Source organism: Eudoraea adriatica DSM 19308 (genome assembly GCF_000382125.1).
Taxonomy (GTDB): domain Bacteria; phylum Bacteroidota; class Bacteroidia; order Flavobacteriales; family Flavobacteriaceae; genus Eudoraea; species Eudoraea adriatica.
In genome coordinates this window covers 87,389-112,601 of sequence record NZ_KB907546.1, presented here as the reverse complement: position 1 = coordinate 112,601, position 25,213 = coordinate 87,389, and the positions used below count along the sequence as shown (strand labels likewise).

The following is a 25,213-nucleotide window of genomic DNA, read 5'->3' as shown; positions in this document are numbered from 1 at the left end:
TTAATTTTTTTCCTCCAGTGCATCATAGCCTCCCAAAAGATCTATTACATTATTATAGCCCGAGGAAGTGAGAAACTCTGCTGCACTTGAACTACGGCCTCCTTTTTTGCAGTAAACATAAATGGTTTTGTCTTTTTCTATTGTCTTGAATTGATCGATAAAATCCTCATCATACCAATTAATATTAACTGCATTATCCAAATGACCCTCAGCGTACTCCTCCGGGGTACGAACATCGATCAGGACGGCATTTTCGACATCCTCAGGTGTCAATTCATTGATTGACATGGATTTGGTTTGGGTGCAGCTTATTTGAACTACTAACAAAAGAAAGAGATAACCGATATTTCTCATAATTGGGTGGTTTATATTTAATTTCAATATTTTCATTAAAAATAATTTATTTTTGGTTTCCATAAGTAACAAAATGACGGAAAATAAGCTAAATCCTGATTCATGGGTCGACCAATATGCCGACTATCTGTTCAACTATGCTGTGGCACGGGTGAGTGATGCGGAGATCGCCAAGGATTTAGTGCAGGAAACATTCCTTGCCGGACTAAAATCCGCTAAAAATTTTCAGGGAGCTGCAGCAGAGCGTACCTGGCTTATAGCCATTTTGAAGCGTAAAGTTATTGACTACTATCGAAAAATAAATTCAAAGAAAGGCAAAGCCGAGGTTCGCATTACTTATAGTAACCAAAGTGATTCAGCCGGAGACTGGTTAGAAGAAAATGTAGCAGATCCTTTTAGCACCCTTGAAAATGATGAAATAGAAAATGAGGAATTGGGACAGGCTATACAGGAATGCATTTCTAAGCTGCCCAAAAAGCAGTCTGCAGTATTTGTTATGAAAACGATTCGCGGATTGAGTACTGAAGATATATGTAATGAGCTGGGAATAAATCCGTCTAACCTATGGGTAATGGTGCATAGAGCCAGAACAAGCCTTATGGGTTGTCTTAATGAAAATTGGTTTAAATTATGATTAACTGCGAGCAAGCAAGCACAATTTGCAATAAAAAACAATATCAGGAAGCTTCTCTTCTTGAACAAATCAAGCTAAGTCTGCACCTGATGTTTTGTAAAGCCTGTTCTTCATTTTCCAGGAAAAACAGAAAACTAACCATTCTTTGCAATAAGGCCGATTTACAAATCCTTTCAGAACAGGAAAAGATAAAAATGAAGGAAACGATTGAACGCAGTAGCTAAAAATAATTCTCCAGGACAACTAATATTCCCAACCAGCCAATAGGAATAGCTTCCACAAAAAATGAAGCAAAATATTTAGATTGATTTCTATGGGTAAATAGGAGCATAACACATAAAATCAAAAAAAGTAATGTCCTGCCAATAATTTCCATCCGACTTAGATCGTCCTTGAGAAAAGTTAACAACAGGAAAATAACAGATAAGAAAGCTCCGAGGGTTTTGGTTTTTGAAACTCCAATTCGCTGCGGTATAGTCTGAAGGTTCAATTCATCACATTCAAGATCTCGTATTTCAAATGGAATTAGCAATATAAGAATCAAAATAAATTGTTGTAGAACCAGAAGCCCAATGTCCCATGAAAATGCTAAAGCCGAGGATATTATTGGGATTCCCACCGTAGTTCCCGTCCAAACAAGAGCTACCAGCAGTACTTTGACAATACCTGAATTCCTCAAATTCTTGTGCCTGGCAGAAACCGGCAATGCATACAATCCTGCGAGCAAAGCCAAAACAATGCATATGAGCCAGACTTTGTGGCTCAGAAAAAAGAAGTGATATCCTGCAAGGGCTAAAAAAACAAAGCTGAAAATCTGTATTTGCCGGTGGTAGCTATTTTTTACCAGGATATACTTTTTGGCTTTTGTTCCGTATTTAATGAAATTATAACTTGGAACAGTTCCAAAAAAAACGAAAAGAATCAGATGCTGTTCCGGTAAAATGTTTAAGAAAATATTAGTTGTCATCAGCAGACTTACCACCGCAAACGCAACATGAATGCTGGCATCCAGATAAAAACCAAAAATACGGCCCAACCAACCCATTAAACAAAAATAACCAAACTGTTCATAACGTATCCTTTTGGTTAAAAACTTTAGGCTACAGCTCCATGAATTAGCCAATTTTACAAGAATTAATTCCTAATTTTGTTCACTATTATTTTAGCTATAAAATTCGGTATTATGGTGACTGACCTGTTTGCTTCAAGACACATAGGAATACGTAAAGATGATCTGCCTAAAATGCTTCAAACCATTGGCGTGGAAAGTATAGATCAGTTAATAGACGAGACTATTCCGGGTGAAATAAAACTTAAAAAGCCTTTAGATCTAAGCAAGGAAATGAGCGAACATGAATTCTTGTCGCATATAAATGCACTTTCCGAAAAAAATAAGGTATTCAAAACCTATATCGGTCTGGGATACAACGAATGTATTACGCCATCCGTTATTAAAAGGAACATTCTTGAAAATCCGGGATGGTATACAGCATATACCCCATATCAGGCAGAAATTGCGCAAGGTAGATTAGAAGCCCTGTTAAATTTTCAAACTATGATTTGCGATCTTACCTCTATGGAGCTATCCAATGCTTCTCTTTTAGATGAAAGTACCGCAGCTGCTGAAGCTATGACCATGCTTTATGATGTAAGGCCCAGGGAACAAAAGAAAAATGAGGTTGTAAAATTTTTTGTATCCAATGAAGTAATGCCGCAGACCCTGTCATTATTGCAGACCAGATCTAAACCGCTTGGAATTGAATTGGTCATTGGTGATCATGAAACATTTGAATTTGATGAGGGCTTTTATGGAGCTTTACTGCAATACCCGGGGAAATATGGTCAGGTATGCGACTATAGAAGTTTCGTTCAAAAAGCGAAGGAGAAAGAGATGAAAGTAGCAGTAGCTACAGACATACTTAGTTTGGTTTTATTAACCCCACCTGGCGAAATTGGCGTAGATGTAGTTGTTGGAACAACGCAAAGATTTGGAATTCCTTTGGGCTATGGGGGCCCGCATGCCGCATTTTTTGCGACCCGGGAAGCATTCAAAAGAAATATTCCCGGAAGGATTATAGGGCTTACAAAAGATACCGATGGCAACCCGGCATTGCGTATGGCTTTACAAACCAGAGAACAGCATATTAAAAGGGACAAAGCCACTTCTAATATTTGTACGGCACAGGTTTTGCTGGCTGTAATGGCAGGGGCCTACGCCGTATATCATGGTCCAAAAGGATTGGAGTCTATTGCAAACAAAGTTCATTACAATGCCAGGTTATTAAGTCAGCTATTAGAAAAACAGGGCTTTAAACAGTTGAACACCTCATTCTTTGATACAATTAAAGTTCTGGTTCCGAACACCGGTTCCTTAAAATCTATTGCTGAAAAGAAAGGTATTAACTTTAATTTTATTGATACAAATACAGTTTCGATATCTGTCAATGAGGCGACAAGCCGGGATGACATAAAACTAATTACCAGTTGTTTTAATGAATTGAGTGAATCGAATAAGCTTAACACTATTGCTACCGAAATAAAGGATGTTATTCCTTATTCGTTATTGCGCAGCACCCCTTTCCTGGAAAACGAGGTTTTTAATTCTTACCATTCTGAGACAGAATTGATGCGTTATCTTAAAAAATTAGAGCGAAAGGATTTAGCTCTAAATCATTCCATGATTGCATTAGGCTCATGTACTATGAAATTGAATGCCGCCAGCCAAATGCTTCCCTTAAGCATGCCGGCCTGGGGCAATATTCATCCGTTTGTTCCTATAGATCAGGCAGAAGGTTATCAAATAGTCCTCCGGGAATTAGAGAGAGATTTAACAGAAATAACAGGTTTCGCCGGCACCTCTTTGCAACCCAATTCCGGGGCGCAGGGCGAATATGCGGGTTTAATGACCATTAGGGCATATCATGAATCCAGAGGTGATATCCACAGAAATATTTGTATTATTCCCGCATCGGCACATGGCACTAATCCTGCTTCCGCCGTAATGGCAGGAATGAAGGTGGTTGTAACCAAAACAGATGATCGGGGAAATATAGATATGGCAGACCTGCAGGATAAAGTAGAAATACATTCCGATAATCTGGCTGCATTAATGGTTACCTATCCTTCGACGCATGGAGTTTTTGAATCCTCCATAAAAAAAATAACACAGTTAATTCACGACCATGGCGGACAGGTTTATATGGACGGCGCCAATATGAATGCGCAGGTAGGATTAACAAATCCGGCAACCATAGGAGCTGATGTGTGCCATCTAAACCTTCATAAGACTTTTGCTATACCTCACGGTGGTGGTGGCCCTGGGGTAGGGCCAATTTGTGTTGCAGAACAGTTGTTGCCTTTTCTTCCGGGTAATCCTGTTATAAAAACAGGTGGCGAAAAAGCAATCAGTGCAATTTCCGGAGCTCCATGGGGTAGTTCTTTGGTATGTTTAATTTCTTACGGTTATATTAAGATGTTAGGAGCATCCGGATTAACCAATTCTACAAAAATTGCCATTCTTAATGCAAACTACATAAAGAACAGATTGAGTGGGAAATTTGATGTTCTATATACCGGGGAAAAAGGACGGGCAGCTCATGAAATGATCATAGATTGCAGGCCATTTAAGGTACATGGAATAGAAGTAACCGATATTGCCAAACGTTTAATGGACTATGGCTTTCATGCCCCAACGGTATCCTTTCCTGTAGCCGGAACCTTAATGATAGAGCCAACGGAAAGTGAAAATCTCGATGAACTAGATCGTTTTTGTGATGCTATGATAGCGATTAGGGCAGAAATTGATAAGTCCTCTGCCAAAGAACCCGATAATTTATTGAAAAACGCACCCCATACTCTTCATATGGTAACCAATGATGCATGGGAATTTCCATATTCCAGACAGGAGGCTGCATTTCCATTGCCTTATGTTGGTGAAAATAAATTCTGGCCTAGTGTCAGAAGAGTTGATGAAGCTTATGGAGATCGTAATTTAATCTGTACCTGCATACCCATTGAAGAATATATGGTAGTATAACTTTTTACTTATAAACAGGGGTTTGAAGGACTGCTTGAGACTTGAACAAACAGTAACATTCTTGTTTGTTTCTTCTGAACATCGTATTTAATTATTATGCACGCATAGCACAGTTCATTTTTTTTTTAGATTGTAAAAAATTTACTCAAATCTAACAAAGATGCGAATTGGAATTAGCGGCACAGGGTGTTATATCCCCTCAATTACCTCTCAAAATACGGATTTTGAGCAACACAATTTTCTTACTGACGAAGGCAATCCATTTCCTTATTCCAATGAGGTTATTATAGAAAAGTTTAAGGCAATAACCGGGATTGATGAAAGAAGGTACGCAGATAAAGAACTTAATACCTCAGACCTGGGATTCTTTGCTGCCCTTGAAGCCATTGAAGATGCAGGGATTGATGCTGAAGAGCTGGATTATATCATTTTCGCCCACAATTTCGGGAATGTTAGCCATGGGCAATCTCAGAGCGACACGGTTCCGAGTTTAGCCACGAGGGTAAAGCATCTTCTAAAAATTAAAAACCCCAACTGCGTTGCATATGATATGCTTTTTGGTTGTCCGGGTTGGATTGAAGGAGTGATTCAGGCGAATGCCTTTATCAAAAGCGGTATGGCCAAAAGATGTCTTGTAATTGGGGCGGAAACACTTTCCAGGGTAGTTGATCAGCACGATCGGGATTCAATGATTTATTCAGATGGTGCCGGGGCTTGTATTATTGAAGATTCGGAAAATTCTGGTGAAATTCTTGCCCATGTTTCTGCTACTTATGCCAATGAAGAAGCCTATTATTTGTTTTTCGGTGAATCACATAATAAATCTTGCCCAAGCAAAACACAATATATAAAAATGTTCGGTCGCAAAATTTATGAATTTGCCCTTAAACACGTTCCCAACGCCATGAAAGAATGTTTGAATAAAAGTGGTATCCCAATTGAAAAAGTTAAAAAAATATTCATTCACCAGGCAAATGAAAAAATGGATGAGGCTATTGTAAAACGTTTTTACAAATTGTATAATATGGAAATGCCGGAAGGGGTTATGCCAATGAATATCCATGAAATGGGAAATAGTTCTGTAGCAACCGTTCCTACTTTATTTCATATGGTTAAAACAGGAAAAATAGAAAATCAGCATATAGAAAAAGGGGATGTTGTTATCTTTGCCAGTGTTGGTGCAGGTATGAATATCAACGCTATAGTCCATAGATGCTGAAACTATGTATGAAAAAACTTTTCCTGTAAAAAGGTATAAAAATACGCTTGCCTTTCTTCAAAAACACATAACTACCACAGAAAACATATTGGATTTGGGAGTAAGCAATCCATTTTCTGAAATAATGAAACAACACGGATATGACGTAGTAAATACCGGTGGTGAAGATTTGGATTTGGATTTCGAATTTGTTCAGAACTCGAAAGCCAGGGTAGTTACTGCATTTGAAATCTTTGAACACTTGCTAGCACCATATAATATTTTAAGGGCTATACAGGCGGATAAAATTGTAGCCAGTGTTCCGTTAAAACTATGGTTCGCCCCTGCGTACAAAAGTAAAACTGATCCCTGGGACAGACACTATCATGAATTTGAAGCCTGGCAGTTTAATTGGTTGCTTGAAAAAGCTGGTTGGGAGATAAAGGATACATTCAGCTGGGCGAATCCTGTTAAGAAATTTGGCCTCAGGCCTTTATTACGGCTTTTTACGCCACGTTATTATATTGTATATGCCGAGCGAAAAAAGATACCCGAAAGCACTGAATTTACTGCATCAGAATAATAATACCGTACAATAGTGATTTACTACATTGTAATCTGTGCACATAATGAAGAATTATTTCTGGCTGAGACACTCAGAGCTGTCTTGGCACAAACAGTGCAGCCTAAGAAAATTTTGGTTGTGAATGATAATTCTGCAGACGGTACAGAAGCTATTATAGATGAGTTTGTATCCGGAAACGAGCATATTTTAAAAGTAAACAGATCTTCGTCTGCCTTTCATATGCCCGGAGCCAAAGTTGTGGAAGCATTTAATGAAGGATATGCGCAGTTGGATGATCAGTACGATTTTATAGTAAAACTGGATGCTGATATAATACTGCCCGAAAACTACTTTGAAAAAATCTCAGAGCTTATTAATTCAGATTCAAAGGCAGGTATTTTAGGTGGATTTGCCTATGAACAGGATGCGAACGGAGCCTGGAAGTTGAATCATCCGATGAATAAAGATCACGTACGAGGTGCTTTTAAAAGCTATACAAAAGAATGTTTTAAAGCTATAGGCGGATTAAGGAATTCTATAGGCTGGGATACTGTTGATGAACTCCTGGCTCAGTATAATGACTTTAAAGTAATTACAGATGATTCATTAAAAATAAAGCATTTACGCCCTCTTGGCGCTTCTTATAACAAACGAGCACGTTTTCTTCAGGGTGAAGCGATGTACCGGATGCGTTACGGTTATATGATTAGTTTCATTGCCTCACTAAAAATTGCCTGGAAAAGAAAAAAGCGGGTGTTATTTTTTGATACTTTAAAAGGTTATTTCCAGGCCAAAAAGAGGGACCTTCCTTATTTGGTTTCTGAAAAAGAGGGTGAATTTATTCGCAGACTCCGATGGCGAAATATTTTGAATAAATTATTCTAATACAGCAGTAATAGGCTTTCCGGTAGTTCCGTTCGGAAATGCAATCCCCAACAATGCAGCTAATGTAGGTGCAATATCCGGGATTTCGGTTTTCAGTGTAGTTGCGCCCGGTTTAATACCTTTTCCATAAAAAAGAAGTGGTGTATGGGTGTCATAAATCTGAGCAGACCCATGCGTGGAACCGGTTTTGCTATAATCAATATTTGCCGGTTTTGGAACCATCAATACATCTCCGGAACGTTTCATATTATATCCATTTTGAATTATATACGGTATTCCGGTAGTGTACTCATTATTGCGCATTTGATAGGCAGTATATACCATGGCCATATCGTCGGATGACAATAACTCATTGGCCAAAGTCTCCTGGACTTCCTGAAGGCTTAAATCCAGGTTTTGTATTACCTTATGATCAAGAAATAGTTGGTTGTTGGAATAATTTTTAATTAAATCGGTTGATCCGTACCTATATTTAATGAATTCTGCAAGATTTGATTGCATTTCCGACTTATTAAGATACCCTGCCGGAATTTTTTGATCCTCCAGATAAGCAGGAACATTGATTGCCCCATGATCTGCAGTAAGAAAAACGGTATATTCACCTTTGCCTACTTTGGTATCCAGATACTTGAAGATCCTTTCCAAATCGCGATCCAAACGTATGTATGTATCCTGAATTTCCTTGGAATTTACACCGAACCAATGTCCAACATAATCTGTACTTGAATAACTAATAGCTAAAAAGTCTGTGATCTCGTCCGTTCCAAGCTGTTCCCCTTTCAGCGCTTCCAATGCAAAATCAGTAGTTATGCTATTTCCAAAAGGCGATACTTTTAAAATTTCATATTGACTATTCTTTTCCCATAAATCGGGTAGGTTATGCGGAAAAACCGGAGCACTTTCTCCTGAATACAAACCTTCATAGTTATTATTATCAGGACCGCTTTCCACATAGGAATTGATATTCTCAATTGTATTCCAGGGCCTCTTATATTTTTGAACGGCATTAGAGGAATTAAATTTTACTACCCATTCAGGTAAATTCTCCATATAATAGGTACTGCTAATCCATTTACCTTCTCCCCCACCAAGAAACCAGTAAGCCGCATTTGCGGTGTGCCCTCCTGGAAGAACAGCTCCTCTGTCTTTTAGCGCAACAGCTATAACTTTACCTTTCATTTGTGTATGCAATCGCAATTGATCCGTAATGGTGGTTACAGTCATTCTGTGCGGTGACATTTTTCCGGCTTCTGAAACCATTCCAACGGTTTCGTAGGACTCGTCGGAAGCACAATAAACCATTTTGTCAATTTCCTTATCATACCAGTTATTGCCTATAACCCCATGTACTGAAGGTGTAGCCCCGGTATACACAGACGCGTGTCCCGGCCCAGTACTGGTGGGGGCATAATTGAAGTGATTATTCTTACAATTAAAACCTTCATTAACCAGGCGCTTAAAACCATCATCCCCATAATGATTCCAAAATCGGGTTAAATAATCATATCTCATTTGATCCACTACTATTCCCACAACCAATTTCGGATTAGTCATTAAGGGAGTAGAAATCTCCATTTTAGAAGATTCTTTTACCTTACGCTGACTTATTGCTTCCGAAGAATTTAATACGAAACCTACCAATAATATAAATGAGAAAAAGCCTTTACTAAACATGTTAAATAGGTTCAGGGTTTAAAAATGCCTAAATTAAGTTTTAAAATTTTAAATGAAGGTTAAATGAAGGCTAATATTACTATTTTTACAACGAAAAGCATCGTTTAGTTTTATGAATTACATCTCATCAATTGGCAGCTATTCCATTATGGTTTGGGAGGTTTTTAAAAAACCTACAAAATGGTCAATTATGAAATCTTTGATATTAAAAGAAATTGATGAATTGATTTATGGTTCCATGGGGATCGTTATTTTCATTTCTGTTTTCATTGGAGGTGTTGTCGCTATTCAGACGGCATTAAACCTTACAAACCCTCTGATTCCAAAAGACCTGATTGGTTTTGCTACACGGCAGTCGGTCATCCTTGAGTTTGCCCCTACATTTACATCTATCATCATGGCCGGTAAAGTAGGTTCATATATCACTTCGAGTATAGGCACCATGCGTGTAACGGAACAAATAGATGCATTAGAAGTTATGGGTGTGAATTCTCTCAACTACCTCGTTTTTCCTAAGATAATAGCAATGCTTTTTTATCCATTTGTAATTGCCATTTCCATGTATGTTGGGATTTTTGGCGGTTTAATAGCCAATTCTTTAGGGAATTACAGTACATCAACTGAATTTATTCAAGGCATACAACTAGACTTTATACCCTTTCACGTGACATATTCCTTTATTAAATCTGTGGTTTTTGCTTTTATCATAGCTACAATTCCATCTTTTCATGGGTATTATATGGAAGGTGGGGCCCTTGATGTTGGCAAAGCAAGTACCACTTCATTTGTTTGGACCAGTGTAGTGATCATTATTTCTAACTTTGTACTAACCCAACTATTGTTAGGCTAATGATAGAAGTAGAAAACCTAACCAAATCTTTTGGAGATGTCCAAGTACTAAAGGGCATAACCACCTCCTTTGAAAAGGGAAAAACAAATCTGATTATAGGTCAAAGCGGCTCCGGAAAGACCGTATTTATGAAATGTCTTTTGGGGTTAATGGTGCCGGATAACGGAACTATTAGCTATGATGGTAGAATGTTTTCAAAACTAACCGTAAAGGAAAAACGAAATCTGAGACAGGATATGGGGATGGTATTCCAGGGAAGCGCCTTATTTGACTCAATGACGGTTGAGGAAAATGTGATGTTCCCCATGGATATGTTTACCCACCAGTCCCGATCTGAAATGGAAGACAGGGTAAATATTGTATTGAAACGGGTGAATCTCATTGATGCAAACAAAAAATATCCAGCAGAAATTTCTGGAGGTATGCAAAAAAGAGTCGCTATTGCAAGGGCAATAGTCATGAATCCGAAGTATTTGTTTTGTGATGAGCCCAACTCAGGTCTCGATCCTAAAACTGCTATTTTAATTGATAATTTAATTCAGGAGATCACAAAAGAATTTGACATTATTACGGTAATTAATAGCCATGACATGAATTCTGTCATGGAAATTGGTGAGAAGATCATATTCCTCCAGCACGGCATTAAAGAATGGGAAGGTACCAAAAACGAAATATTCAAAACCAACAATGAGGCGGTTACGAATTTTGTCTATTCTTCGGAATTATTTAAAAAGGTCAGGCAAATGTATATTGAAGAGAGAGACTAACCCTTTCTACCTTAGCCTTATTTTATTATCATTCAATCTCAATTTTAGCCAGTTTTGCAATTTTTCAGTATCCTCCTCAATATTCCGACGTTTTGTACCCTTTTTCCAGGCAACTTCAAAAACAGGTATAGTATCTATCTTACTAAAGTCGGTTGTAATTGTATAAGCAAAACCAAGGCTTTCCAGATTTTCATAATTCAATTTAGCTTCAGCACTGATTTGTTCAAATGGTATTTGTTTAGTTGTAAGTTTACTTAGTTTTGCTATTTCAGATTCAAGCAGGTTTATACGCTCATCTTTATTCAATACTTCGGCTTTTTTGGATTCGTATAATTCATTTATATAATTGAATTTTATTTCAGAATCGTCTCTTCCTCCCTGTACAATTCTTAGTTCTGTTTCCTGCAACCTTGAAAATGAATTTTTTTGTTCAATCCAGCTGGCAATAACATTATCCGGTATTAGTTCATCTCCCATACAAACCAATTCAATGGTTGAACCACCTTCCCTGTTATAATTTATTTCTGTAAGATTGTCTAAATACCGTCCCCTATCTTTAAATTTATATAGTTCGATTGTATTATCAATCAAATCCTGAGCCTGCTTCATATATCTGGATTTCTGCCAAACATTATAAAAAGTAATTATAGCCGGTACCATAACCAATAAAGCAATTAAAGAAGCTATTCTGGCATAGAACCTTCTCTTCCTGGAATTAATGTATTTAACCATAGGAAAACGAAGGAGCTTTAGAACAATTACCGTGGCCAGTGCTATAAAAATGGTATTTATTATAAACAGATACATCGCCCCGGTTGCATAATGCCAATTGGCTATTGCCAGGCCAAAGCCTACAGTGCAAAGAGGTGGCATTAAGGCTGTTGCTATGGCCACCCCAAAAATTACAGTGGCAATAGTTCCTTTTTTAGCTCTGGCTATAACCAGTGCGAAACCACCAAAAAAGGCGATTAGAACATCTCTGATATCCGGCTCTGTCCTTGCTAATAATTCAGAGGATTCATCACTTAGAGGGAAAAATTTGAAGAATAAATAAGCCGTAAGAATACTTATGGTAACCATTACCGCAAAATTCTTTAATGAACGCCGAAGTGTATCAATATCATTTATGGCAATAGACATCCCAACACCCAAAATTGGCCCCATCAGAGGGGAAATAAGCATTGCTCCAATAACAACGGCCGTGGAATTTGCATTCAACCCTACTGAAGCTATAAATATTGAACATATCAATATCCAAATAGTATGTCCTTTGAAAGGGATGTCTGCGACAATAGCTTCTTTGGTAGCCTGCTGATCCGTATTCTGGCGAATATTCAGAAGCTCACCAATAAATTTTCGAGCACTCCCGTAAAATCCCTGAAAATCCTTTTTAGCCTGTTCTCCGCTTATATTCTCCTTGTCTTCTGATAATGGACTTTTATCATTAAAATCTTCTTCCATAATTATGTGTATTGGTCTCCGAATCGTTTTTTTACTTCTGCCAGAATACTTTTAATAGTTTGTTCTTTGGATTTAGGGCAAATCATTAGAACTTCTTCTTTATCAACAACAATATAATCTTTTAACCCATCTATAACCGCAATTTTGTTTTTAGGCAATCGAATCATATTTCCCTCAGCATCTTCCGTCAAAACATCTCCATTAACAATGGCATTTCCATCTTTATCTTTCTCGAGTTTATGATATAATGAGCCCCAGGTACCCAGGTCATTCCAATCAAAAGTAGCCGGAAGGACAAAAATTGACCTCGCCTTTTCCAGGATTGCATAATCTATTGAAATATTATCCGCTTTTGGGTAGTTCTTATCAATAAAAGCCTTTTCTCCCGGGGTATTTAGCATATCAAATCCGGAATTAAACAATTCGAACTGCTCTGATTGAAATTCCTTGAATGCCCCCAAAATAGTTCTTACACTCCAGATGAAAATACCCGCATTCCACAGAAAATTACCCTGCTTTAAAAATGACTTTGCCGTTTCATAATCAGGCTTCTCTCTAAATTGTTTGACGGCAAACAATCCTGAACCTGTTTCCTGTGGCGTTATTTGGTCATACTCAATATAGCCAAATCCAGTATTAGGGAATGCAGGTTTTATTCCCAGCGTGCAAATAACTTCCTCTTCCGCACATTTATCAAAACAACTTTTGACATTAAGTTCAAAGGCCTTTTCATCTTCTATCCAATGGTCACTGGGGGCCACAATCATCAAACCCTCAGGATTCATTTTTTTTATTCTTAAAGCCGCATATAAAATACAGGGAGCTGTATTGCGCATTGCCGGTTCTAAAATCACCTGATCTGAACTAATCATAGGAAGCTGGCTCAAAACAAGTTCATTATACCTTTCATTAGTAAGAATAAGAATGTTTTCCGTGGGTATAAATCTATTGAGACGACTAAAAGTTTTTTGCAAAAGCGTAACACCCGCACCCAACATGTCATGGAATTGCTTGGGGTATGCAGAAGTACTGACCGGCCAGAATCTGGAACCTATTCCCCCTGCCATTAAAACGGCGTAATAGTTTTTATTTTTTTTCATTTGTTATCTATTAATTACTGCCTCAACTTCTGCATGGGGTTGAAATAAGTACACTCTTCCCGAAGAGATTTCAATACACTCAAACCTTTTTACTTTGCGTTGCCCCTTTTTAAATAATTTTCCATTGTACAACTTAAAAATACTTCCGGAAGGTAATTCAAATACCTGAATTTTATCAGAAGGAATATCATAAGCTTTTAAAGCCATGGACAAAGCTGAATCTGTCGTGCTACTGGCCTTAGGGTTTCTAAAATGTTTTGCAAGGATTGGCAACAGGGAAGATGGGAATATTTCCGGTCTGAGGAATGGTAGCATTAGGTATTGGAATGTTTGCTTCCATTCGATGCCATGGGGTTTTATTCTTCTTCCAAACTTTTCAAAAGCAACCAAATGTCCAATTTCATGAATAAGCGTTATTAAAAAACGATACTTATTTGTAGTGGCATTAACGGTAATTTGATGTGATCCGTCGGGCATAAGACGATAATCCCCGTGGCGGGTCACCCTTTGATTAACTATTTTCAGATTTACTTCATTAGCTTTTATTAGTTCAAGACAGGGTGGAACTGCATTCTCAGGAAGGTATTTTAAGAGTGTTTCGTTCATTAATGTAAAATATAACTAATATTAAGGCGTAGTACTACTTACCTGTAATAGTTTTCCATTGTAATAGCGCTGGCCATTTAAGGAAAAATCCATAATGTAATCAGCCATATCCTTCGCTGTAATAGGCGCCTGATACCCGGGAAAAGCCTCTTCCAGCATTTCAGTCTGAACTGCTCCAATGGCCAGTACATTAAACGAAGGTCCGGTTTCTTTAAATTCTTCAGCCCATAATTCTGTCAATGTAATTACTGCCCCTTTGCTGGAACTATAGGCCGAAAGGCCAGGAAATTTAACACTTCCCTGCACTCCACCCATTGAACTAATAGTTACCACATGGCCTCCAACAGGCATTTTTGGGATGAGCAGTCTGGTAAGTTCTGCAACTCCGAATACATTTACCTGATATATTTCTTCAAATTCCTTTCTGGTAGTTTCAAGAAATCGCTTGTTCAATAATTGTCCGGCGTTATTAATCAGAATATCCACTGTTTTCCAATTGTCTTCTAAAAAAAGTTCGAGTTTATCAAAATCCTCGCCTTTGCATAAATCAAAAGGAAAAGCCGAAATATTTGCTTCATTTAATTCCTTAACCGGTTTATCATTTCTGGAAAGGGCCAAAACATTATGTCCATTCTGAGCAAAAAGGCGGGCAAGTTCAAATCCTATACCCCTGCTGCACCCTGTAATTATAACATTAGCCATTTAATAATACTTTACTTCCTGTTCAGCTGAGTTTGAAAATCCTTCTATTACCGGTATCATGTTATTAATAAGACCGGACATATGTTCAAAATCCATCTGGTCAACCTCATCGCCTACTTTATGATAGAAATTAAAATTAGTAAAATCAAAAGTGCAATAGGTTTGAGAAGGAATATTGAACTCCTTGTGAAAAGGGTAGTTATCCGATCTTTGAAAAAGCCCAAATTCCTTGGCTGATGGCAAATAACCAACCAAATTTTTATTTGCATATCTATTAGATACTTCTGCCATATTTGATTTAGAGTAGCCTGTAACATACATCATATAGTCCTTATTGACCATAGGAACACCTGTCATCTCAAAATTAATCATCAGGTACAGGTTAAGATCTTCCTCTTTCAATTTTTTAGCCAGATGGCTGGAACCTAGCAAGCCCTTTTCTTCTGCACTGAACAATGCAAAGATGAGACTCCTTTTATTGCTTCGGGAATTTCCAAAATACCTGGCCAATTCAAGTACGGTGGTTGTTCCGGATGCATTGTCATTAGCTCCATTGGCAATAGCATCTCCATTTTCGGGTGTTAGTATACCAATATGGTCATAATGCGCTCCGATGACGATATATTCATTTTGAAGTTTCTTATCCGTTCCTTTTACAACACCAACAATATTATAAGCCGGGTTATGATAATTGGCCAATGTATCTCTATAAGTTTTAAAATAAGGCTCCAATTTATTTTGAAGAAAGATACCTTCTATAAATTCTGCTGCTTTTTCTATCCCTTCACTTCCGGAATCACGGCCTTTCAAATCATCTGAAGCCAAATAGTTCATTATTCCGAGAACTCTGGTGTTATCCGAAAACTCATTACTTAGAATTTTTTTTGGTGCTGCAGCTTCGGGTTGCTTTATATTTATCCCGGCTGCAGTGCTTCCCGAATTTCCCTGAAGGCCATCAGCTCCGGCCGGAGGATTAACGGATTGTGAATTTTTTAACGAACCACAGGCCGTAAGGAAGGATAGTGCTAAAAGTAAAACTACATGCTTCATTTGCATTCTAAATAATAAAAGGTACCCCATGTATTTCGGATACCTTATTTTACGAATAATCAGACTTTTTTTCAAGTAAAAGCTCTTGTTTTATCAAGCCAACATAGTAACCGGATTCTCCAGATACGCCCTAAGGGTTTGTAAAAACTGGGCTCCGGTTGCTCCATCAACCGTTCTGTGATCACATGCCAGGCTAATCTTCATTGTATTTCCAACAACGATTTGACCATCTTTTACAACCGGCTTTTCAACTATTGCTCCAACTGATAGAATAGCAGAATTAGGCTGATTGATTATCGATGTAAATTCAAGAATACCAAACATTCCGAGGTTCGAAACTGTAAAAGTGCTTCCTTCCATTTCGGCTGGAGTTAATTTTTTAACTCTTGCTCTTCCCGCCAAATCCTTGACGGAAGTTCCAATCTGCGTTAGACTCAACTGATCTGTGAATCTTAATACCGGCACTACCAAACCATCGTCTACCGCCACGGCAACCCCTATATGAATGTGTTGATTATATCGGGTGGTATCTCCATTCCAGGAAGTATTAACCTGCGGGTGCTTTTTTAGTGCCATGGCACAGGCCTTAACTACCATATCATTAAATGAAACTTTGGTATCCGGAAGACCATTGATCTTTTCCCTGGAAGAAATAGCATTATCCATATCAACCTCAATCATAAGGTAATAATGAGGAGCTGTGAACTTAGATTCACTCAATCTCTTGGCTATCACCTTGCGCATTTGGGAATTTTTCACCTCTTCAAAATGCTCTTCCCCGGTTGGAAGCATTGGCGGTGCGGTTACCTGACGTTCCGGAGCTGTTTTGGTTTCGGCAACCTCAGAAGAAACAGCGGCTTTTGCGGAAGGCACAAAGTTTTCTATATCCCGTTTTACAATTCTGCCATGATCCCCACTACCTTTAACGTCCGCAAGGTCTATTCCCTTCTCTATGGCAATTTTCCTTGCTAATGGAGAAACAAATACCCGCTGACCCGATTCTAATTGCTTGTCATCTTTAACCTCTTTATTTGTATCTTCCGAAGGAACTGTTTTTTCTGTTTCTGAAGTCGCAGCTGCTTCAGTTTTTGAATCAGGCTTAGCCTGCAATACCGCTTCAACATCTGTTCCGGCCGGACCAATAATAGCCAATACCTCATCAACAGGCGCTGACTCACCTTCCTGTATCCCTATGTAAAGAAGATTCCCGGAATAGAAGGATTCAAATTCCATTGTTGCCTTATCAGTTTCAATCTCAGCCAGGATATCACCCTCTTCTACTTCATCCCCAACTTTTTTTAACCAGGCAGCAACGGTACCTTCTTCCATAGTATCACTGAGGCGAGGCATTTTAATTATCTCAACTCCTTCAGGAATTTCATTTGATACGCCGGTTTCCTTATTTGCAGTAGTTATCCCGGCTTCTTCCGTAGCTTTGGTTACTTCCTGAGTTTCAACCTTTTCAGATGTTCCCTGGTTGCCGTTTAATAATGACGAAATATCTTCACCTTCGTCACCAATTATAGCCAACAAAGTATCAACCGGTGCGCCATCACCTTCCGCAATGCCAATATGCAACAAAGTACCCTCATGAAAAGATTCAAATTCCATGGTGGCCTTATCTGTTTCTATTTCCGCCAAGATATCTCCCTCCTCAATTTTATCGCCAACATTTTTTAACCATTTGGCAACGGTACCTTCTTCCATGGTATCGCTTAATCTGGGCATATTAATTACTTCCGCCATTTACTTATAATTTGTGTTTTACAAAGGGATAATCTTCTTGTTCATAAACCATATCGTAAAGCTGTTCCACCGGAGGATATTCAGACTCTTCTGCAAATTTTTCACATTCTTTTACAAGATTTTTCACCTTGTCGTTAATAGCTTTAATTTCCTCTTCAGAAGCATATTTTTTCTCCCTGATAACATCAAGAACCTGACTTATAGGATCTATTTTTTTGTATTCTTCAACCTCGTCTTTTGTCCTGTAATGCTGGGCGTCAGACATAGAATGACCCCTGTACCTATAGGTTTTCATTTCCAGGAAGGTTGGCCCACCACCACTTCTTGCCCTTTCAATTGCCTTGGTCATAGCTGTAGCTACTGTTAAAGGATCCATTCCGTCCACAGGCGCAGAGGGCATTTCATATCCTAAACCAAGTTTCCAAATATCCGTGGTATACGCTGTTCTCGCCACCGAAGTTCCCATGGCATAACCATTATTTTCACAAATAAACACTACAGGTAGTTGCCAGAGCATAGCCAGATTAAAAGTTTCATGCAAGGAGCCTTGCCTGACTGCGCCATCACCCATGTAGCATAGCGTTACTGAATCTCTTTTAAAATACTTATCGGCAAAAGCCAAACCAGCTCCGAGAGGAATTTGTCCGCCGACAATGCCATGACCCCCGTAAAACCTATGTTCTTTGGAAAAAATATGCATGGAACCTCCCATGCCTTTAGAAGTCCCGGTTACCTTACCATACAGTTCCGCCATTACCTTCCTGGGATCTTCACCCATTCCTATAGGCTGAACATGATTCCTGTATGCCGTAATCATCCTGTCTTTGGTAAGGTCCATAGCGTGCAAGGCACCAGCTAAAACCGCTTCCTGACCATTGTATAAATGCAAAAAACCACGAACTTTCTGTTGAATGTACACGGCAGCCAGTTTATCTTCAAACTTTCTCCAAAACAACATTTCCTCGTACCATTTTAGGTATACCTCTTTGGTAACTTTTTTCATCAAATAATTTTCTTTTAAGTGTACTTGTTCTTACCGAAATATACAGAAATGAATAGTTCAGGTATATCAAGGGAAAACAAAAATACACATTAAATCAATAGTGAAAAAAAAATGATAAAAAAGGTATTAATCCATGATAAAAAAAGAAGACATGGGTATTTCAAATTACTTTGGGAGAAAGAACAGGGATTATTATAAGTAAGAATTTCCGAAGGCCAAAGGAAGTATATCATTTAGAGATTCGCACTTAAATATTTCGCCCGAAACACCCATCATTAAGATTGAAATAGGTGTATTTTGCTTTTGTTCATATTCAGCAATGGCTTGCCTGCAATTTCCGCAGGGTGCTGCCGGTCTGTCTACTTTATGAGTTTTAGATGCTACGCTTATTGCAATGGTGTTGATGGCAATACCGGGATACTTTGCGCCTGCCTGGAAAACAGCTACGCGTTCTGCGCATAAACCGGAAGGAAAAGAGGCATTTTCCTGATTGCTGCCAATCACGATTTCCCCATTGGCTAATAGTACTGCTGCCCCAACCATGAATTGGGAATATGGAGCATAGGCATTTTCTCTGGCCTCTACTGCTATTTGCATAAGTGTTTTTTCGCTTTGGGAAAGCTCATCTAGCGTGTCAAAAACCAATAAATCAAAGGAAATCCTTCGTTTTTCCATAGTTTGTTATAAATATCCGGGTTCACCGGAGTTAAAATTAAATGTACTTTATTTTATATAGGTATGCAAAGCTGCGTTTTGACTAAACAAAAAAACCTGTCCGGGGACAGGTTTTTTCTTGAGCTATATTTTGATTAATCATTATAATATTCCGCTCCTAAATTAAAGGTAAGAGCAAATCGCAAGGTGTTTTCAAGAGGGTTCTTCACTTTTGAAGTAGAGAACAGGTACGAAAGATCTATCTGAACCGATTTGAATTTAAATCCGGCTCCAAGTGTAAAGAATTGTCTTGCCCCTTTAAATTCACTTTCGTGAAAATATCCTGTTCTAAACATAAAGGCATTTTGATACGCATATTCCGCACTTAGTGCCCAGGTTACCTCCTGAAGTTCTTCTTTAAACCCATCAGGTGCATCTCCGAAAGATTTAAATACACCCTCCAAAAATCCAATCTCCTGATAAATGTCATTATCTGCAGAATCTATTACGCCATCATCATTGAAATCCTGAGGAGTAGGTACAAGGAGTTTATTGAATTCCAAATTTAAACCCAGTACATTATCCTGATCAAAAATGAAATCAAACCCTCCCCCTATTCCTAGATTTGTAGGCAAAAAATTGGGTTGCCCCCCTTCCTCATATGTTATTTTTCCGCCAAGGTTTGAGATATTAAAGCCAGCTTTCCATCTTCCGTCAAAACTATTGTAGGCCACTTCTCTTGAACGAAAGTATCCTGCAATATCCACTGCAAATGAGCTTGCCGACTGTGAATCCACATCACCATTTTCCGGTAATCTTAGATTAGAATTAATGTATCTGCCTGCAATGGCCATAGAGAATTGGTCGCTGAGTTTCAGTGCATAAGAACCATCTAACGCCAATTCATTTGGTTTGGCTATTGTACCCGGATCGCCCGCAAATTGTCTTAATTCGATTTCACCTAAAGTAAAATACCGTAAACTAAACGCAAATGCGCTCCTATCATTTATTTTGTTATAAAAACTTCCACTTAATAAGGAAACATCCGTTATAATACTTTCCAGATAAGGGGTATAACCCAAACCTATGCCCATTTTTCTTTCGGCAAATGCGTACTTGGCCGGATTCCATTGTTGCGAAAATGCATCCACGGACGTGGAAACTCCCATATCTCCCAAACCACCAGACCTAGCGTCTGCTGCAATAGTCAAAAAAGGAACTGCCGTGGTTATAACCCTATTCTGTTCCTGGGCAGATATCTTAAATACAAAGGCAATTGCCGCCAAAACAATGAATTTTCTCATTTTTTTCATGTACTATCCAATTCGTCAAAAGTTGTTTAACATCTACATTATTTTGACTTATTCCTTGTTAAGTAACGAGCATTTCAAAAATATCTTGCATTTGAAGGTGTTTTATTTGTGAATTTAGGCCAATAATACTGAATATCAGTATTTTATTCAGATTACAAATTAATTTTAAGTTCATTAATATGAAGGTATGACCAAGGATTGTCCATAATAATTTAAAAGAAATGTTTTCATCCATACTATAATATGTTTTGAGCCGTTATCAAAATGGAAAAGGTCCTAATAAATTCTGCCTGTGCAAATGGGTAAAAATATTTTCGGAACTATAAAATATAATGTGATTATCATCGTTTTATAAGCCGAAAGCGACACAATTTTATTTAAATATTCTATCAAATAGCATTAAAAGCTGTTTGATATCGAACTTAAGTCCTAAATACAGATGAAAAAACAGTTAATCAAAGTTGTACTTTCTTGTGCAGTGATAATGGGAGGTTTTACATTTAATAGTTGTAAAAAATCCGCCTCAGGATCATCAAAGAATGTTTCAAGAGCTACAGGCTGGAAAATAAACGCCAAAGAGGGCGGATTTCAGTACAATTCTGACTTTAAAGAACAGGCCACAGGTCCCGGACTTGTTTTTATAGAAGGAGGTACGTTCACTAAAGGAAAGGTACAGGATGATGTAATGCATGACTGGAACAATACTCCTACATCGCAACATGTACAATCGTTTTACATGGATGAAACTGAAGTAACCAATGTAATGTATTTGGAATACCTCGATTATCTTAAAGCGGTTTATCCACCGGAAAATCCAAAATATACCAATATATATAAAGGTGCTCTTCCGGATACTTTGGTTTGGAGAAACCGATTGGGTTATAATGAAACAATGACTAACAATTACCTGCGTCATCCTGCCTATGCGGAATATCCGGTTGTAGGTGTAAATTGGATTCAAGCTGTACAGTTTTCAGAATGGAGAACAGACAGGGTAAATGAAGCAATGCTGGAAAAGGAAGGCTATTTGGCTCAGGACGCTAAATACAGTGCAATGAGCGGGGAAGTTGAAGGAACATTTAGTACTGAAGCTTATCTGAATCGTCCTGAATCTGTATACAATGGACAGATAGATTCTTTACAGGGTAAAATGAAAAAAGATTCCGTTTCTACTTTTGCCAAGAGAAGTACCGGCATTATCATGCCAGCTTACAGGCTGCCTACGGAAACCGAATGGGAATATTCAGCAGCTGCGCTGCAAGGTACAAGAGAATACAATAATTACCGTGGTAGAAAAAAATATCCATGGGAAGGTGATTATACAAGAAATGGCCAGCGTGTGGGAAGAGGTGATCAGTTAGCCAACTTCAAACAAGGTAAAGGTGACTATGGCGGAATTGCCGGATGGTCTGATGATGGGGCAGATATAACCGCCCAGGTAAAATCATACAAGCCCAACGACCTTGGATTATATGATATGGCAGGTAACGTTGCAGAATGGGTAGCTGATGTATATCGACCGATTGTCGATGATGAAATAAGTGATTTCAATTACTATAGAGGTAACATTTATATGAAAACAGCTATTGGTGAAGATGGAAAAGTAACTATCCTAAGAGATAGTGTAATTTTTGATACTTTGCCAAATGGAAAAGTGGTAGCTGTAAATCTTCCCGGAGAAATTAAAATGGTCCCTGTTGACGAAGAGGAAACTTATTTAAGAACAAATTTCTCTGATAGTGACAACAGAAGCTACAGGGATGGTGATCCGGGATCATCCAGATTTTTTGACCGGTTTGCTGGTGACGATGAAGAGGATCCGGCCCGCAAGATGTATGATGCACCTAAGCATAAAGTAGAGCGTGATGAAGAAGGTGAAATTATTCGTGAGTATGACAAAAGCAACAACAGGACGACGCTTATAAATGATGAAGTCAGGATTTATAAAGGAGGATCATGGAGAGACAGGGCATATTGGCTTGACCCTGCACAGCGAAGATTCTTACCACAATATATGGCAACAGATTATATAGGATTCAGATGCGCCATGTCCAGAGTTGGGTCTAAGTCCAAGACCAAAAACAAAACTGTAAGAGGCAAAAAAGCCAAGTAGTTTTTATAAAAATTATAAATTGAGCCCCGATGTTAGCATCGGGGCTTTTTTATATCTTTGCTTCTATGACCATTGAGAAATTGCACCACCTTTTTCTAAAGCATCCCCAGGTTAGCACAGACACCCGCAACATTCAACCAAATTGTATATTTTTCGCCCTGAAAGGGCCAAATTTCAATGGCAACAAATTTGCTGCCGAAGCCATTAGAGAAGGAGCGGCTTATGCCATTGTAGATGAAGAAAAGTATATGGGAGGCGAGGCTTTTATACTCGTAGAAGATGTGCTTAAATCGCTTCAGGAATTGGCAAACTTTCACCGGAATTATTGTACGGCAAAAATTATTGGTCTAACAGGAAGTAATGGTAAAACAACTACCAAAGAATTAATCTACAAAGTCCTCTCCAAAAAATATAATACCATTGCAACGAAAGGCAACCTCAACAATCATCTCGGGGTACCGTTAAGCTTACTGACCATTGAACCGGATACGGAATTTGCCATTATTGAAATGGGTGCCAACCATATCAAAGAAATTGAATTCTTATGTACTATTGCGCAACCTGATTTTGGCTATATAACGAATTTTGGAAAAGCCCACCTTGAAGGATTTGGAGGGGTAGAAGGAGTTATCAAAGGTAAAAGCGAACTCTATGACCATCTTATTGCTAACAAAAAATTTATTTTTTTTAATGCAGACGATCCTATTCAATTAAAAAAATTGAGTAGTTACCCCGGTAAATTTGGATACAGCAGCTTAGACACCAAAAATTATAAGATAGACCTATTGGGAGCTCATCCTTTTGTGAAGCTGGAAACAGAAGAAGCCATTATTAGCACGCAGCTAATAGGCAGTTACAATTTTACGAATTGTGCTGCCGCGGTGCTGATAGGAAAATATTTTAATATACCAATGGAGGACATTAAAAATGCCATTGAAGCCTATGTTCCGCAAAACAACCGTTCCCAGATTATAGACAAGAAGGAATATTATATTGTTCTTGACGCTTATAATGCAAACCCAAATAGTATGGAAGCTGCCCTGGAACATTTTAATAATCTTCCGGGAAATGCAAAAGTCGTTTTTCTGGGGGATATGTTTGAATTAGGTGAAAAAGCCATAGAGGAACATCAAAATATTGTTGACCTGGCGTCGGGAATGAATTTTGATAAGGTCTATCTCGTAGGCCAGAATTTCGCTAAAACCCGTTCAAATTTTACAAAATTTGCAACTTTTGAAGAATTGTCGGGCTTCCTTAAAAACAATAAATTAAAAAAAGGCAAACTTCTTATTAAAGGGTCCAGGGGTATGGCCCTTGAAAGAATTCTGGATTATCTATGATTCCAAAATTTTGCAGAGTGTATTGGATTATCTCGATAAGCTCCCTGATCCAAATACAGTCCGCTGCTGCAAATAAAAAATCCACGCAAACTTGCGCGGATTTTCTGCTTGGTGTGGAGTGTATTGGATTCGAACCAACGACCCCCGCCCTGTCAAGGCGGTGCTCTAAACCAGCTGAGCTAACACTCCTACTTCTTTATAATGGATCTTTTTAAACCTATTATTGAAACAGGCTGCAATATCGTAAAATTATCGCGATCATCCTTAAATTATAAAACAAGATCACGGATTATACTAATTAAAATCCCATTTCTGACTTATAACAATTAACGAAACTATTTAATTCTTCTAATCAAATGAAGTGTGTTATTTTTATGCAAAATAAAATTTTTCAAAATGCGGATCGTTTCATGGAATGTTAATGGTATCAGGGCCATAATCAAAAAGGAATTCTTTGAATCTGTAAATGTTTTGAATCCAGATATACTCTGTATTCAGGAAACAAAAGCCCAGGATTTAGAAGTAGAAAAAGCTTTATCCCCCTTAAAAGACCATCAACTTTATATAAATTCTGCCGAAAAAAAAGGCTACTCCGGGACAGCAATTTTAAGTAAATCTGAACCTGTAACGATAAGCTATGATATGGGCATAACTGAGCATGATGCAGAAGGAAGGGTAATCTGTGCCGAATTTGCCAATTTTTATTTAATAAATGTTTACGTCCCCAATTCGGGCCAGAAATTAGAGCGATTACCATATCGCAGTAAGTGGGATGCGGATTTCCTTCGTTTTTTAAAAGAAAAAGAAAAAATAAAACCCCTGATCGTATGTGGCGATTTTAATGTTGCCCATAGGGCCATCGACCTGAAAAACGACAAATCCAATTACAATAAAACTGCGGGCTACACCCAAATTGAAATAGATGGAATGGATAATTTTATTAATTCCGGTTTTATCGATTCATTCAGAACTTTAAACCCTGAGGAGGTAGCATATACCTATTGGAGCTATCGTTTTAAAGCACGTGAACGAAATACAGGCTGGCGAATAGACTACTTTTTAATAAGTAAGGCTCTACTGCCCAAAATTCAATCTTCTCAAATCCTTCCGGAATACTTCGGTTCTGACCACTGCCCTATTCTTCTGGAAGTGATTATATAAT

At 38.2% G+C, this 25,213-nt stretch carries 23 protein-coding genes and 1 tRNA gene; 11 read left to right on the top strand and 13 right to left on the bottom strand.

Annotation, left to right across the window (positions count from 1 at the left end):
* On the bottom strand, positions 1-354 hold the full coding sequence (locus G504_RS0100565) for a rhodanese-like domain-containing protein (protein ID WP_040443738.1): 354 nt from the start codon (positions 352-354) through the stop codon (positions 1-3).
* 73 nt (positions 355-427) lie between these two features.
* Here G504_RS0100565 and G504_RS0100560 point away from each other — a divergent pair, with 73 nt between their 5' ends.
* Together G504_RS0100560 and G504_RS0100555 are read left to right on the top strand one after the other, a co-directional pair.
* Positions 428-988, top strand: a complete 561-nt coding sequence (locus G504_RS0100560) for a sigma-70 family RNA polymerase sigma factor (RefSeq protein WP_019668176.1) — start codon at positions 428-430, stop codon at positions 986-988.
* Positions 985-1,212 (top strand): hypothetical protein, encoded by a 228-nt coding sequence (locus G504_RS0100555; RefSeq protein ID WP_019668175.1) that lies wholly within the window; start codon positions 985-987, stop codon positions 1,210-1,212. The genes G504_RS0100560 and G504_RS0100555 overlap by 4 nt, the downstream gene beginning before the upstream one ends.
* Here the strand turns inward: G504_RS0100555 and G504_RS0100550 are convergent.
* Positions 1,209-2,033 carry a hypothetical protein gene (locus G504_RS0100550; protein WP_019668174.1) on the bottom strand — a complete coding sequence of 275 codons (825 nt, stop codon included), beginning with the start codon at positions 2,031-2,033 and terminating at the stop codon, positions 1,209-1,211. The two genes, G504_RS0100555 and G504_RS0100550, sit on opposite strands and share 4 nt — an antisense overlap.
* Before the next feature lie 138 nt (positions 2,034-2,171).
* Between G504_RS0100550 and gcvP the strand changes: the two genes are divergently transcribed.
* The 4 genes from gcvP to G504_RS0100530 all read left to right on the top strand — a co-directional run bounded on the left by gcvP (position 2,172) and on the right by G504_RS0100530 (position 7,672).
* The gene (gene gcvP / locus G504_RS0100545; protein ID WP_019668173.1) at positions 2,172-5,024 is read left to right on the top strand and encodes an aminomethyl-transferring glycine dehydrogenase; all 2,853 of its coding nucleotides are present in this window, start codon (positions 2,172-2,174) and stop codon (positions 5,022-5,024) included.
* Positions 5,025-5,184: 160 nt separating this feature from the next.
* Positions 5,185-6,243: a 3-oxoacyl-ACP synthase III family protein gene (locus tag G504_RS0100540; RefSeq protein WP_019668172.1), complete on the top strand. Its 1,059-nt coding sequence runs from the start codon at positions 5,185-5,187 to the stop codon at positions 6,241-6,243.
* Between the two features lie 4 nt (positions 6,244-6,247).
* Positions 6,248-6,805: a class I SAM-dependent methyltransferase gene (locus tag G504_RS0100535; protein ID WP_019668171.1), complete on the top strand. Its 558-nt coding sequence runs from the start codon at positions 6,248-6,250 to the stop codon at positions 6,803-6,805.
* A gap of 15 nt (positions 6,806-6,820) precedes the next feature.
* Complete coding sequence (locus G504_RS0100530; RefSeq protein WP_019668170.1) at positions 6,821-7,672, top strand: glycosyltransferase; 852 nt, start codon at positions 6,821-6,823, stop codon at positions 7,670-7,672.
* Here G504_RS0100530 and pafA read toward each other — a convergent pair.
* Entirely contained in the window at positions 7,664-9,346 is a 1,683-nt protein-coding gene (pafA, locus tag G504_RS0100525) for an alkaline phosphatase PafA (RefSeq protein WP_019668169.1), read from the bottom strand. The two genes, G504_RS0100530 and pafA, sit on opposite strands and share 9 nt — an antisense overlap.
* Positions 9,347-9,458: 112 nt before the next feature.
* Between pafA and G504_RS0100520 the strand changes: the two genes are divergently transcribed.
* The gene (locus tag G504_RS0100520; protein ID WP_019668168.1) at positions 9,459-10,196 is read left to right on the top strand and encodes an MlaE family ABC transporter permease; all 738 of its coding nucleotides are present in this window, start codon (positions 9,459-9,461) and stop codon (positions 10,194-10,196) included.
* A complete protein-coding gene (locus G504_RS0100515; protein ID WP_019668167.1) occupies positions 10,196-10,963 on the top strand; it encodes an ABC transporter ATP-binding protein in 768 nt (255 codons plus the stop codon). Before G504_RS0100520 ends, G504_RS0100515 begins: the two co-directional genes overlap by 1 nt.
* Positions 10,964-10,969: 6 nt before the next feature.
* Here G504_RS0100515 and G504_RS0100510 read toward each other — a convergent pair whose 3' ends face one another.
* The 9 genes from G504_RS0100510 to porV all read right to left on the bottom strand — a co-directional run bounded on the left by G504_RS0100510 (position 10,970) and on the right by porV (position 20,589).
* Entirely contained in the window at positions 10,970-12,424 is a 1,455-nt protein-coding gene (locus tag G504_RS0100510; protein WP_019668166.1) for a TIGR00341 family protein, read from the bottom strand.
* Positions 12,425-12,426: 2 nt separating this feature from the next.
* Positions 12,427-13,524 (bottom strand): mannose-1-phosphate guanylyltransferase, encoded by a 1,098-nt coding sequence (locus G504_RS0100505; protein WP_019668165.1) that lies wholly within the window; start codon positions 13,522-13,524, stop codon positions 12,427-12,429.
* A gap of 3 nt (positions 13,525-13,527) precedes the next feature.
* Entirely contained in the window at positions 13,528-14,130 is a 603-nt protein-coding gene (locus G504_RS0100500; RefSeq protein WP_019668164.1) for a SprT-like domain-containing protein, read from the bottom strand.
* Between the two features lie 21 nt (positions 14,131-14,151).
* A complete protein-coding gene (locus G504_RS0100495) occupies positions 14,152-14,832 on the bottom strand; it encodes an SDR family NAD(P)-dependent oxidoreductase (protein WP_019668163.1) in 681 nt (226 codons plus the stop codon).
* Entirely contained in the window at positions 14,833-15,888 is a 1,056-nt protein-coding gene (locus G504_RS0100490) for a M28 family metallopeptidase (protein WP_019668162.1), read from the bottom strand.
* An 87-nt stretch (positions 15,889-15,975) separates the two neighbouring features.
* The gene (locus G504_RS0100485; protein WP_019668161.1) at positions 15,976-17,628 is read right to left on the bottom strand and encodes a pyruvate dehydrogenase complex dihydrolipoamide acetyltransferase; all 1,653 of its coding nucleotides are present in this window, start codon (positions 17,626-17,628) and stop codon (positions 15,976-15,978) included.
* Between the two features lie 4 nt (positions 17,629-17,632).
* Complete coding sequence (pdhA, locus tag G504_RS0100480) at positions 17,633-18,631, bottom strand: pyruvate dehydrogenase (acetyl-transferring) E1 component subunit alpha (RefSeq protein WP_019668160.1); 999 nt, start codon at positions 18,629-18,631, stop codon at positions 17,633-17,635.
* A 192-nt stretch (positions 18,632-18,823) separates the two neighbouring features.
* Positions 18,824-19,306 carry a cytidine deaminase gene (cdd, locus tag G504_RS0100470; RefSeq protein WP_019668159.1) on the bottom strand — a complete coding sequence of 161 codons (483 nt, stop codon included), beginning with the start codon at positions 19,304-19,306 and terminating at the stop codon, positions 18,824-18,826.
* Between the two features lie 134 nt (positions 19,307-19,440).
* A complete protein-coding gene (porV, locus tag G504_RS0100465) occupies positions 19,441-20,589 on the bottom strand; it encodes a type IX secretion system outer membrane channel protein PorV (RefSeq protein ID WP_026348315.1) in 1,149 nt (382 codons plus the stop codon).
* 448 nt (positions 20,590-21,037) lie between these two features.
* Here porV and gldJ point away from each other — a divergent pair, with 448 nt between their 5' ends.
* Positions 21,038-22,711, top strand: coding sequence for a gliding motility lipoprotein GldJ (gldJ, locus tag G504_RS0100455; protein WP_019668156.1), 1,674 nt, complete (start codon positions 21,038-21,040; stop codon positions 22,709-22,711).
* Positions 22,712-22,740: 29 nt separating this feature from the next.
* Positions 22,741-24,051 carry a UDP-N-acetylmuramoyl-tripeptide--D-alanyl-D-alanine ligase gene (locus G504_RS0100450; protein WP_019668155.1) on the top strand — a complete coding sequence of 437 codons (1,311 nt, stop codon included), beginning with the start codon at positions 22,741-22,743 and terminating at the stop codon, positions 24,049-24,051.
* Between the two features lie 114 nt (positions 24,052-24,165).
* Here the strand turns inward: G504_RS0100450 and G504_RS0100445 are convergent.
* Positions 24,166-24,240, bottom strand: a tRNA-Val gene (locus G504_RS0100445).
* Positions 24,241-24,447: 207 nt separating this feature from the next.
* Between G504_RS0100445 and G504_RS0100440 the strand changes: the two genes are divergently transcribed.
* Positions 24,448-25,212 (top strand): exodeoxyribonuclease III, encoded by a 765-nt coding sequence (locus tag G504_RS0100440; RefSeq protein WP_019668154.1) that lies wholly within the window; start codon positions 24,448-24,450, stop codon positions 25,210-25,212.
* Position 25,213: the final 1 nt, after the last annotated feature.